Source organism: Streptomonospora arabica, from assembly GCF_039531585.1.
GTDB classification, from domain to species: Bacteria; Actinomycetota; Actinomycetes; order Streptosporangiales; family Streptosporangiaceae; genus Streptomonospora; species Streptomonospora halophila.
In genome coordinates, this window is record NZ_BAAAQI010000001.1 from 136681 (window position 1) to 148728 (window position 12048).

The 12048-nt window shown below is 76.1% G+C and carries 8 protein-coding genes; 6 read left to right on the forward strand and 2 right to left on the reverse strand.

Annotation, left to right across the window (positions count from 1 at the left end; all coding sequences use genetic code 11):
* Positions 1 to 18 precede the first annotated feature (18 nt).
* A complete protein-coding gene (locus tag ABD284_RS00600; protein ID WP_344139640.1) occupies positions 19 to 147 on the reverse strand; it encodes a hypothetical protein in 129 nt (42 codons plus the stop codon).
* 2018 nt (positions 148 to 2165) lie between these two features.
* On the opposite strand from ABD284_RS00600, the gene ABD284_RS00605 reads away from it, so the two are divergent.
* The 6 genes from ABD284_RS00605 to ABD284_RS00630 all read left to right on the forward strand — a co-directional run bounded on the left by ABD284_RS00605 (position 2166) and on the right by ABD284_RS00630 (position 10130).
* Positions 2166 to 3482, forward strand: a complete 1317-nt coding sequence (locus tag ABD284_RS00605; protein ID WP_344139643.1) for an amidohydrolase family protein — start codon at positions 2166 to 2168, stop codon at positions 3480 to 3482.
* A gap of 125 nt (positions 3483 to 3607) precedes the next feature.
* A complete protein-coding gene (ald, locus tag ABD284_RS00610) occupies positions 3608 to 4726 on the forward strand; it encodes an alanine dehydrogenase (protein ID WP_344139646.1) in 1119 nt (372 codons plus the stop codon).
* A gap of 261 nt (positions 4727 to 4987) precedes the next feature.
* Positions 4988 to 5590, forward strand: a complete 603-nt coding sequence (locus ABD284_RS00615; protein WP_344139649.1) for a class I SAM-dependent methyltransferase — start codon at positions 4988 to 4990, stop codon at positions 5588 to 5590.
* Positions 5591 to 5914: 324 nt separating this feature from the next.
* Positions 5915 to 7045: an enolase C-terminal domain-like protein gene (locus tag ABD284_RS00620; RefSeq protein ID WP_344139652.1), complete on the forward strand. Its 1131-nt coding sequence runs from the start codon at positions 5915 to 5917 to the stop codon at positions 7043 to 7045.
* Positions 7046 to 7434: 389 nt separating this feature from the next.
* Positions 7435 to 9564, forward strand: coding sequence for a phosphodiester glycosidase family protein (locus tag ABD284_RS00625; protein WP_344139655.1), 2130 nt, complete (start codon positions 7435 to 7437; stop codon positions 9562 to 9564).
* Positions 9565 to 9674: 110 nt separating this feature from the next.
* Positions 9675 to 10130, forward strand: a complete 456-nt coding sequence (locus ABD284_RS00630) for a MaoC family dehydratase (protein ID WP_344139658.1) — start codon at positions 9675 to 9677, stop codon at positions 10128 to 10130.
* A 70-nt stretch (positions 10131 to 10200) separates the two neighbouring features.
* Here ABD284_RS00630 and ABD284_RS00635 read toward each other — a convergent pair whose 3' ends face one another.
* A complete protein-coding gene (locus ABD284_RS00635) occupies positions 10201 to 11244 on the reverse strand; it encodes a class I SAM-dependent methyltransferase (RefSeq protein ID WP_344139661.1) in 1044 nt (347 codons plus the stop codon).
* Positions 11245 to 12048: the final 804 nt, after the last annotated feature.

The window sequence follows — 12048 nt, forward strand, 5'->3', positions numbered from 1 at the left end:
TCCGTGGGTCAGGGGTCGCTACTGGCGGTCGCGGTGGCGGATCACCGCTGCGGCGGCGGCCGCGCCGACCAGCATCCCGGCCGCGCCCCACATCCAGGGGCCGATCCAGCCGGTCATATCGGAGACGAGCAGGACAGGAACGTCCACGCGAACACCACCACGGACCACGATAAATCTACTACATCTACTACAACGTGTCGGAGACGCCGGCCGGGGCAGGCGGCCCGCTCCGAGGGCCGCTCCCGCGGAGGCGGGACTCCGGGGTGGCCGGACTCCAGGGCCGGACACAGGGACGGGCGGATCCATAGGCCGCTCCCGCAGCGGCGTGGCGGGGACGCCTTTCGCCCCCCGACCCCGAGTCTCCTCCCGCGCGGCGACCCGCGCCACCCCTGTCATGCCCCCAACGGGCAGGGATCCGCGGCGAGGCCCGCGGCCATCGGTTCGGGTACCCGCCGGTTGCGGTCGCGACGTGGACGGCGACGGCGGCGTGCGGTCGGGCGCGCAGGTATCGGACCCGGTACCCGCCAGTGGCCCGTGAAAAAGGGGCAGCTAGGGCGGCGGGTGGTCGGGCCCACGACCACCGCACCCGGTACCCGCCGGTTGCGCAGGCAACGGAGCGACGACGGCAGCGGACGGCCGGGCCCGCGGCCATCGGTTCGGGTGCCCGCCGGTTGCGGTCGCGACGTGGGCGGCGACGAGGGCGGACGGCCCAGCCCGCAGGCATCGGACCCGGTACCCGCCGGTTGCGGTGACGACGTGGGCCCCGACGACGGCAGCGGACGGCCGGACCCGCGACCATCGGTTCGGGTGCCCGCCGGTTGCGGTCGCGACGTGGGCGGCGACGGCGGCGTGCGGTCGGGTGGGAGCGGAGGTCATCGCTGGGCCGGTGGCGGTTCCGGCGGGCCCCGGGGGCGGGAGGTTTTCCCTGCCGTGCTGAGCAGGGCCGGACCGCGCCCGATAGCACGAAAAACCGCGGAGCAGCCCCAGCACCCCACCATCATTCCGCGATACGGAATAAACCCGGCTGACTTATCCTGATTCGACCGCTTTCCCGCGGGGCACGGAAGCCCGCGCTTCGACGATCCCACCGAAAACGTCGCCCGAAGGCCCCTCTGGGCTGCTTAGCGCTCGCTGGAGCCCCCGCGCCTCCTTGCCCGGGCGCACGAACCGGTCATAGCGGGACGGATTTCCTCGCGGATCGGGGATGCGCGGCCACCGGCGACCGATTCCGCGGATTTCGCGCGACAGGCCTTCCTTTTTACTCCAGTTTGCCCGTTTCCTTCGTCGCGGGAGTCCCGCCAGGGCCCGTACGGACGTAAACCAAGTCGGACACCCGCCTTCCGGTCGGCCGACCGAAGCGAAAGGACACGCCGAAACCCGCCCCGCGCCCCAGCCGTCGTCACCGCCCCCGTTACACGGGCCACCGGCGGGCACCGCACCGATCACCGCAGGCCCAGCCATCGAGGGGCGTTATCGCGCGGCCGTGCTCACGTCCGAGGCGACGAGGTGAGAAGGAACCGTCCGAGGACCGTCCACGGCGGGCCGCCACCGGAGCTACGGCACTGGGGCGCACTACACCCCGCGCGTGAGCCGCGCTTGCCGCCGGACGCACGCCGCACACACCGGACAGGGCCCTACCACCAAGGCCCCCGGACCTCCGAACACGTACAACGTGCGCTCGGCGGCAAGCTGCTCCCGCTCGCAGAGCGAGCTGCGACCCATTGCCGCATCCCCCGCAGCGACGGCCGGCGGGGGGCCTCCCGGAGGGTTCCTTGCGCCCCCAGCACACGCGCATCCGGCGGGCATCCGGACCGACTCACTCACCACCCGGCGCCCGGCCGCGGGCCCCGCCCCGGCCACGACCGCGGCACCACACCCACCGCTCCATCTCCGCCCCCGCCCGAAACAGGCGTGGTCTCCGATACGGGCCGTTCGCGGCGGAACCGCCGGAGAACGGTCGGCGGCCGCGGGGAAGCGGAGCGATCCGCCGGTCTCCACGCGCGAGCGAGGCGCGAGGCGTTCCCTCCCCCGGCGCGTTCTCGCAGTTCGCCACCTGCGCGGCGCCGATCGCGATACGGTCGGGCGACCACTCCGAAGGGCGCCTGGGCCGCCGTTCCCGTTGTGCGCGCGAGTACCGCCGTCGAGCCATGAAGGGGATTTCCGAGATGCCCCAGATCGACACCGTCATCCGCTCGCGGCGGGTCGCCACCCCCGACGGCGTCGCGCCGGCGTCGGTCGGGGTGGGCGCCGGAAGGATCGTCGCCGTCGACCGGTACAGGGCGCCCGGTACCGCGCCGGAGGACGTCGACCTGGGCGAGACCGCGCTGCTGCCGGGCGGTGTCGACGTCGACGCGGCCGTGCAGGCGCCGGGCCGGGGGCTGCGCGAAGCGTACGCGGAGACCACCGCCGCCGCGGTCCGCGGCGGCGTCACGACCCTGGTCGCCTCGGGGCCGGCCGACCCGCCGATCACCGGCGAGCGGGGCCTGCTCGCCCACCTGGCCGCGGCCGCCGGGACCGCGCCCGGAGTCGCGTTCCTGGGCGCGATCACCGCCTCCAGCACGCCCGCCGACCTCGCCGAACTGCGCGCGGCCGGTGCGGTGGGGTTCCACTGCTCGCTCTCCGACGGCACCGGCTCCGCCGACCACCGGATCGGCGACACCCCGCTGCGCAAGGCGATGGCCGAACTGGCCGCCATGGACGCGCCGCTGGTGGTGCACGCCGAGGACGCCGGCGAGCTGTCGGCGCCGCAGGGGCCCGGTCTTTCGGCGCTGCTGGACGCGCGCCCGGCGCGCGCGGAGCGGCGCGGGGTGGAGCGCCTGGTCGCGGCAGCCCGCATAGCCGGCACCCGCGTGCTGGTGTCGCCCTTCAGCGCGGCCGAGTGCGCGGCGGTGCTGGCCGCGGCCCGCGCCATGGGCGCCGGGATCAGCGCCCAGACCTGCCCGCACTACCTGTGCCTGCCGGTCGAGCAGGTTCCCGAGGACTCCGCCGCGCACTTCTGCCGGCCCCCGCTGCGCAGCGGACCCAACCGCGACGCGCTGTGGAGCGCGCTGCTGGACCGCGGCGACCCGGTGATCACCCAGGTGGGCTCGGGCCACCGCCCCGGGACCGGCGTCGCCGGGATCGGCTGGACGCTGCCGGCGCTGTGGACGGCCGCCCGCCGGCGCGGATGCGGCGTGGCCGACCTCGCGCGCTGGACGGCCCAGGCGCCGGCCGAGTTCGTCGGGCTGCACCGCAAGGGGCGCATCGAGCCGGGGTACGACGCCGACCTGGTCGCCTTCGACACCGCGGCCGAGCAGACCGTGCCCGAGTCCGATCCCGGTCCCTACTGCGGTCGCAGACTCGTCGGGCGGGTAGCGGGCACCTGGGTCGAGGGCCGCGGCGCTTACGGGTGCGCGCTTGCGGCCGCGCCGCGCCGGTTCACCGAGCCGGACGGTCACGCGCCGCACACGGTGCCGGACGAGCCCGCGTCCCGACCGCGCTGACCTGGCCGCCGAGCCGTTACACCATGTAAACATGCTGCGAAAACGGCAGCCATTGTGGAGATGGCGGCTCGCGCCCGGGCACGCGAGAGTGAAGACGTATCAAAGACGATGCGAGGAGGAGCCCCGTGCGCGTCGGCGTGCCCAGCGAAGTGAAGAACCACGAGTACCGGGTGGCCATCACCCCCGCAGGCGTCCACGAACTGGTCACCCGCGGCCATTCGGTCGCCGTCCAGAGCGGCGCAGGGCGGGGGTCCTCCATCTCCGACGAGGAGTTCGCCGCGGCGGGCGCTCGCGTCCTCGACTCCGCCGACGACGTGTGGGCCGAGGGCGATCTCGTGCTGAAGGTCAAGGAACCGGTGGCCGAGGAGTACCACCGCATGCGGCCCGGCCAGACCCTGTTCACCTACCTGCACCTGGCGGCCTCGCGCGAGTGCACCGACGCCCTGCTGGAGCGCGGCGTCACCGGCATCGCCTACGAGACGGTGCAGCTGGCAGACGGCTCGCTGCCGCTGCTGGCCCCGATGTCGGAGGTCGCCGGCCGGCTCGCACCCCAGGTGGGCGCGTACACCCTGCAGCGGCCCAGCGGCGGCCGCGGCCGGCTGATGGGCGGGGTGCCCGGAGTGAGTCCGGCGCGCGTCACCGTCGTCGGCGCGGGGGTCGCCGGTCTGAACGCCACCCGCATCGCCGCGGGCATGGGCGCCGACGTCACGCTGCTCGACCTCAACGTGGCCAAACTGCGCCACGCCGACGACATCTACCAGGGGCGGGTGCGCACCGTGGTCTCCAACGCCTTCGAGCTGGAGAGCGCCGTGCTGGAGTCGGACATGGTCGTCGGTGCGGTACTGATCCCCGGCGCCAAGGCCCCCAAGCTGGTCTCCAACGACCTGGTCGCCCGGATGCGCCCGGGCGCGGTGCTCGTCGACATCGCCATCGACCAGGGCGGCTGCTTCGCCGACTCCCGCCCCACCACCCACGACGAGCCCACCTTCGCGGTGCACGACACGGTGTTCTACTGCGTGGCCAACATGCCCGGCGCGGTCCCCAACACCTCCACCCACGCGCTGACCAAGGACACGCTGCGCTACGTGGTTGAGCTGGCCGGCAAGGGCTGGCGGCGTGCGCTGTCGGAGGACCCGGCGCTGGCCCAGGGGCTGAACACGCACGACGGCGTCGTCACCAACGAGGGCGTGGCCGAGGCGCACGGCGTCAAGTCGCGCACCGTGACCGAGGTCCTGGCCGAATAGGACGCCGGCCCGGCCTCCGGCGGAGGCCGGGCTGAGCGCCTTCCCGCCGGGCGGCCGCAGACGCCGATGCGGAAGCCGGGCGGATGCGAGCGGGCGCCGGCTGCCGGCGGGGCGCCGAGGCGATGCCCGACACCCGGATACCGTGACCGGCCGTCCGGATACCCTGACCGGCCGTGTTGCGTTCCGCTCCCCGCTGGGCACGATCCGGTTAGCCCCGCCCGCGGCGGGGCCGGCGCGGAGGCGGAGCCGAAGGGGGCGGCGATGGGCCGGCGGCGGTTGTGGAACGGCGAACCCGTGGGCGCCAACCCCTTCGCGCTGCCGCGCGGGCCGCTGGGTGTCGCGGCGGGCTGGATGCTCGCCGTCACCAACCGGCGCCAGCAGGCCGACGTCCTCGCGGCGCTGGCGCCCGGCGCGTACCGGAGCGTCCTGGAGGTCGGCTGCGGACCGGGGGTGCTGCTGGGCCTGCTCGCGTCGGCGCCCGGTGTGGAGGAGGTGGCCGGCATCGACCCCTCCCAGCGGATGGTGTCCATGTCCCGGCGCCGCAACGCCGCCGCACTGCGCGCGGGCCGCCTGCGGGTCCACCCGGGCAGCGCCGGCGCCACCGGCGAGCCCGACGCCGCCTTCGACCTGGTGGTCACGGTGAACACGGTGGCGATGTGGCCGTCGCTCGACGAGGGCGCGGCCGAGTTGCACCGCGTACTGCGCCCCGGCGGGCGCGCCGCCGTCAGCTGGCACGGCGCCTCCTCGCGCTTCGCGCTGACCGGCGAGGAGGACGCCACCGTGCTCGCGGCCCTGCGGCGGCGCTTCGGCGCGGCCGAGCGCCGGGACCTCGGATCGGCGGTGCTGTTCGAGGCGCGCCGGTAGCGCGCGGCGCCGCAGGCCCGTATTCCCGGCCGCGGTGCCTGCGACGATCCGCACAGCGCCGGGCGGGCCCGCACGGCGCGGGCGGCGGCCGCATCGAGGCGGGCCGCGCCTGATCCGCCCCCTACGCTGCACCAGCGCAGCGGCCCCGAGTGCCGCGCCCGCAGGGACCCGCATCCTCCCCCGCCGGCCGCCCGCGGGGGGGCGGACACGCCCCCGCCGCTGGCAGCGTCCTCGGTGAGCGGATACGTTCGGTTGTGGGCGGTGATCGAGCCCGGACCGGGCTCCGCCCTTCCCATATCCCGGCCGCATCGAGACGGAGCCCGCGTGTCACCCACCGAACCGGCGACCCTCGCCCGCGTCACCGGCGTCGACGCCACCCTGGCCCGCCTGCCGCTGGTCCACCCCCGCTCCCGCGGGTCCGCCGAGGCCCGCCCGCAGTTCGCCCGCCACGCGCTGGTACGGGTGCGCGACGAACGCGGCAACACCGGGTGGGGCGAGGTTCCCGGGGCCGACGACGAACGCTGGCGGCTGCTCGTCGACGACTTCGCGCCAGCCCTGCTGCGGCACAGCTGGCACCGGCCCACCGAGGCCGGCGACGCGTGGGCCGACCTGCCCCGGGCACCGCAGGTGGCGGCCGGGCTGGACGCCGCCTGCTGGGACCTGTGGAGCCGGCAGCGCGGCACGCCGCTCTCGCACGCCCTGGGCGGCGACCGCACCGCCTTCACCGCCGGCGCCACGGTCGGCCGGCAGCCCTCCGACGAGTCGCTGGTCCGCGAGGTCAACCGGCAGGTCGGCAGCGGTTTCCGCCGGGTGCGGCTGGAGGTCGGACCCGGATGGGACGCCGACGTGGTGCACACCGTCCAGGAGAGCTTCCCCTTCCTGGTGCTCCAGGTCGACGCGGGCGGGCGCTACAGCGAGGACCCCGCCGACCTGCGGGCGCTGCGTGCGCTGGACGAGTACGGCCTGGTCGCGATCGAGGAGCCGTTCCCCCGCGGCGATCTGGAGGCCTGCGCGCGGCTCCAGCGCGAGCTGCGCACCCCCGTCGCCCTGAGCACCTCGATCGACTCCCCCGAGACCCTCGGCCGCGCCATCGCCGCCGAGGCCGCCCGCGCGCTGAGCCTGCGGACGAGCCTGCTGGGCGGGCTGACCCCGGCGCGGCGCGCGCACGACCGCGCGGTCGACGCCGGATGGGACGTCTGGTGCGGATGGGACGCCGAGTCCGGCGTGGGCCGTGCGGCCATCGCCGCCCTGGCGTCGCTGCCCGGTGTCTCCCTGCCCAGCGAGATGCCCGGTGCAGGCGGCCACCTCACCCGCGACACGGTGCGGCCACCGGTTCGCGCGCACGAGGGCATCACCCCCATCCCGCTGACCGAGCCGGGCCTGGGCTATGAGGTCGACACCCGCGAGCTGCGCAGCCTGGCCGTCGACTCGGTGGTCCTGGGCGACGAGGGCTGACGCCCCACCCCCGGCCTCCCCGACCGGGGCCGGCCCCTGCACGCCGCCCTTCGCGGGGCCGGGCAGCGGCGCTTCGCGCATGCGGTCCTCGCGGCCCCGGCCGCCGAGCACGCCCGGCGCTCCCCACCCGCTGCGGCGTGCGCCGGTGACCACGCGCACGTGCGGGTGTGCGCTCGGCGGCCGCCGAGAATGTCGGCGAGGCCCCGCGGCCGGCGGGTGAGGGGCCCGCGGGCGGGCCGGCTCGCGGAGCGGACCGCGCCTGCGCAGGGGACGGCTATCGCCCGGCGCGCTGCGCCGGTGGTTGGCGAACACCCCGAGCAGCGACATCATTACGCCGGGAAACCGCTCCGTCCGCCTTGCGGCCGCTCACCTGCCCGGAGGTCCCCGCCGTGTTCCACCGCGCCGCAGCAGCGGCCCTGGTTCTGGCCCTCCTGCTGTGGCCGGCGGTGCCCGCCGCGGCCGCCGCGCCCGCGGCTCCGCGGGAGGTTCCCATCGCCCCCGGTGTGGTGTTGGCGCCGGCCGGTGCCGGGGACGGCTTCGGCATGCTCAGCGTGGATCTGAGCGGACCGGCGGAGGTCGCCTACGCGGGCGGCGGCCCGGTCACCGACTCCGCGCCGCTGGCGGAGCTCGCCGCGTCCCGGGGCACCGTCGCGGCCGTCAACGGCGACTTCTTCGACTCCGGCGCCTCGAACGCGCCGCTGGGCGCGGCCGTCCGCGACGGCGCGGTCCTCAAGTCGCCCACCCCCGGCCACCGGCACGTCGTCGCGATCGGCGCCGCGGGGCGCGGCGGTATCCACCGCGCGGAGTTCTCCGGCACCGCCGACCTCCCGGGCGAGGACCTGGACATCGACCGGCTCAACAGCCACCAGGTCCCGGCCGAGGGGACCGGCGTGTTCACCGGCGCCTGGGGCGGCCATCCGCGCTCGCGCGCCGCGGGATCCGGCCCGGTCACTGAACTGGTGGTGGCCCAAGGCGAGGTGCGCGAGGTCCGCCGGTCCGCCGGAGAGGGGCCCGTCGAGCCCGGCACCCGCGTGCTGCTCGGCCGCGGCGCCGCCGCGGAGCGCCTGGCCGAGGTGGAGCCGGGCGCCCCGGTCGGGCTCGACTACACGCTGCGCGCCGGAGGCTCCACGCCGCACACCGCCGTCGGCGGGCGCAATGTGCTGCTGCGCGACGGGCGCGTCACCGCCGCCGACGACGGCGCCCGCCACCCGCGCACGGCCGTCGGGTTCTCCCGCGACGGGCGGCGGATGTTCGCGCTGGTCGCCGACGGACGCGTCCCCGAAACCGCGGGGGCGACACTGCGCGAGGCCGCCGAGCGGCTGCGCGCGGCCGGCGCCCACGAGGCGCTGGAGCTGGACGGCGGCGGCTCGGCGACGCTGCTCGCCCGCGAGCCCGGCACCACCGATCCGGTTCCGCACAACCGCCCGGGCGAGGCCCTGCGTGCGGTGTCCAACGGGCTGGCGGTGCACGCGCCCGCAGGCGACGGGCGGGCGCGCGGCGTGTGGGTGCGCCCGGTGCTGCGCGCACGGCCGGAGCCGGGGTCGGCACTGCCCGTGCGGCCCGATCCCCGCCGTGTGTTCTCCGGGCTCAGCCGCCAGCTGAGCGCCCGCCCCTACGACTCCGCCTACGGGCCCGCGCCCGCGGCCGCGCCGAGCTGGACGTCCGTCAGCGGCGAAGTGGCGAACGGGCTGTTCCGCGCCGGAGAGCCCGGCCGTGTGCGGGTGAGCGCGCGCGCCGGCGGGGCGCGGGGCGCGATCGGCGTGCGGGTCCTGCCGGGCCCCGAGCGCCTGGAGACCGCGCCCTCCACGCTCGCCTTCGCGGACGCGTCCGCGCCGGGCCGGTCCCTGGTCGTCGACGGCGTCGCGCCCGACGGCACCCGCGCGCCCGTCGAGCCGGCCGAGGCCGAGATCACCGTCGAGCCGCGCCGGCTGGCCGCCGTCACCCGGCGCGACGACGGCAGCGTGCTGGTCGAGCCCGAGGCCGACGAGGGGACGGGCACCGTCACGGTCGCGGCGGGCGGGCGCAGCGCCGAGGTCCCGCTGCTGATCGGTTCGCGCAGTGTGCGGCTCGCCGACTTCGAGGACGCCCGATCCTGGACGGCCGAGTCCTACCGCGCCGCATCGGCCGAGGTCGCTCCGGCGAAGGGGCACGGCGGCCGCGGCCTCGCCCTCGACTACGACTTCACCGGCGAGCGGCGCGACCGGGCCGCCTACGCCGCCGCACCCGCGCCGCTGCCGGCGGGCGGCACCGCCTTCGCATTCCGGCTGCGGGTGCGGGGCGACGGCAACGGCGCTCTGCTGGCGCTGACCGTGTCCGACGCCGAGGGCGGCCGCCATTCGGTCTACGGCCCCCGGGTGGACTGGAAGGGCTGGCGCGAGGCGCGGCTCGGCGTGGCGGAGGGGATCGCGCAGCCGGTCGCGGTCGAGCGCGTGTACCTGGTCGAGACCCGTTCCGCCGAGCAGTACCGCGGCCGGGTGGTCTTCGACGACCTGCGCGCCTCGGTCGCCCCGGACGGCTGAGGTCCGCGGGGGCGGCCTGCGATACCGCCCCGCCCTCTGCCATACCGAACGGTCGGTTCGCTAGAGTCTCCCAAGAGCCGTCCGTCCGGGCCTAAGGAGTGCACACGAACATGCGGACCTTCACCGACCTCGCCGACCTCGTCGCCGCCAAAGGCGAGCACCTGGGCTACAGCGACTGGCACACCGTCACCCAGGAGTCCATCGACACGTTCGCCGACGCCACCGGCGACCACCAGTGGATCCACGTCGACCCGGAGAAGGCCGCCGCGGGCCCCTTCGGCGGGACCATCGCGCACGGCTTCCTCACCCTGTCGCTGCTGTCCGCCTTCGGCCCGCAGGTGTGGCGGCTGGAGAAGCGGCCGACGATGACGATCAACTACGGCCTCAACCGGGTGCGCTTCCTCCAGCCGGTGCGCTCGGGGGCGCGCGTACGCGACGGGATCGAGCTCACCGACACCCGTGAGACCAAGAACGGGACGCTGCTGACCTTCCAGCACACTGTGGAGATCGAGGGCGAGGAGCGCGACGCGCTCGCCGCCGAGGGCCTGTCCCTGGTCGTCCCCTGACCCGCCGGCCCGCCGACCGCGGGCGCCCCGCAGGCGGCGGCCCCCTTCGCCGCCGCGTGCGGGGCCGCGGTCACAGCGCCTTGCGGACGAAGACCCGGGCGCCCTTCTCGGCCTGCTCCTCGCGCGAGCTGAGCTCGGGGAAGTCCTGCAGCCAGCGCTTGCCGATCGCGCGCTCGTCGGGCCGGCCCGCGTCGTCGAGGACGAAGACCGCGTCCGGTTCGGAGCGGGGCAGCAGCACCGGCAGGGCCGGGAAGCGCGCCTGCTTCGCGGTTCCCGCGGGCGGGCCGTCCACGAAGACCAGGCCGATGCCGTGCAGGTCCTCCACGACCGACGTGTCGTACCACGGCTGCTGTTCCACAGCGTCGTCGGTGTCGGCGACGGGGCTCCAGTCGGTCAGGGGCGCGTAGCGGACCTCGACGATGTCCTCCAGCCGGTGCTCGCGCACCAGCTGACGCGACAGCTCGGCGTAGCGCTCGCTGTGCTCCAGCGCGACCAGGCGCCCGCGACCGGCGCGGCGCAGCGTGTAGCCCAGCCAGACGCTGGAGGCGCCGCTTCCGCACTCGACCACCAGGTCGGGCCGGTTCCTCTCGACCAGGCGCACCAGCAGCCGCATCACGTCGGGCGAGGCGGCCCAGCCGCGCAGCGGGGGCATGAACGGGCCCGCCCCGAGGTACTCGCGCAGCTCGGTCCAGGCCACCTGCTGCTCGTAGTCGTGGCGCCCCTGCAGCGTGACGGCTTCGGTCAGCTGCTTCGACATCGACGGCAGCGCCTTGGCGCGCACCCGCGTAAGCTCCTCGCGGGCGCCGGCCAGCGACGCGGCCAGCTCCGCGCGGCCCGCGCCGACGGCGGCGGCCACCTCGCGCCCCCGGGTGTCGAGGCGCCGGTCCGCGTCCCGGAGCCGCCGGTCCAGGGCGGCCACCCGGCGGGTCAGCCGCACCACCAGCAGTGCGTTCGCCGCCGCGGCGGCGCCCACGGCCGCCAGCAGCACGGCGCTCTCCCATCCGAGCACGCCCAGTCCCACCAGTACCGCGAGCCCGGCCAGGCCGACCGCTCCGAGCAGTGCGGTCGCCGCCAGATGCCGCCAGCCGGAACGCAGGGACCGCAGGAACCGCATCGAGGACCTCCACAATCGTGTGACCGCCGAACTCGGCGGACTGGGGGATCTCCCGCTCCGGTACTCGCGCGGCGTATTCGGGATCACCGCCGCGAAGCGGGTCGGCGGCCGACGATCCGGAGCAGGGGGTCGCCCGCGTTTCGGAACAGAATACAGCGGGGCGGAATTGACACTAACGCAATGCGCGGACCCGTGTGGCGGGTTGCGCGCGGCAGCGAAACACCTGAAGGACACAATTCTTCTCGCGTTCATCGGCACGACAACCCCGGTGCCGCCACCCGGCCCGCACGGTCCGGGGCTCCGGCCGACGGCGGTGTTCCGCCGTGGCCGGCGGCACGCGCCCGCCCCGGCCACGGCCATCACCGCCCGGCCGACCGGCGGCGCTTCGGAGGCTGCGGACCGGGCGCAACGGGGACTCCGGCGGGACGCCGGACCCGCGCACCCCGTGCGATCCCGCGCGGCCCGCCGGTTTCCGCCGGTCAGCGCAGGATCGTCCCGCGAAGCGCGCCCCGGGCCCATTCCGGCGGGCTCCGGAAAGTGCGCACCCGATCTCCGGCCGCACCCGAGGCAATGGCCGCCGCCGACCGGAAACGGGGCCCCGGAACCGCCCTCGGCGGCCGATTCCGCGTTCCCGCATGCCATGGGGGAAACCGATGGCCGGCAGCGAAATCGATTACCGGCCGAATGCAAACGATTCCGCGCGCTTTGCGTCGCGACCGTCCGCGCCGACTCCACGGACCGCGGCCGGACCGCGGCCGGACCGCCGGCGGTCCGGCGGCGGTCCGCGCCGGACGCCGCGACGCA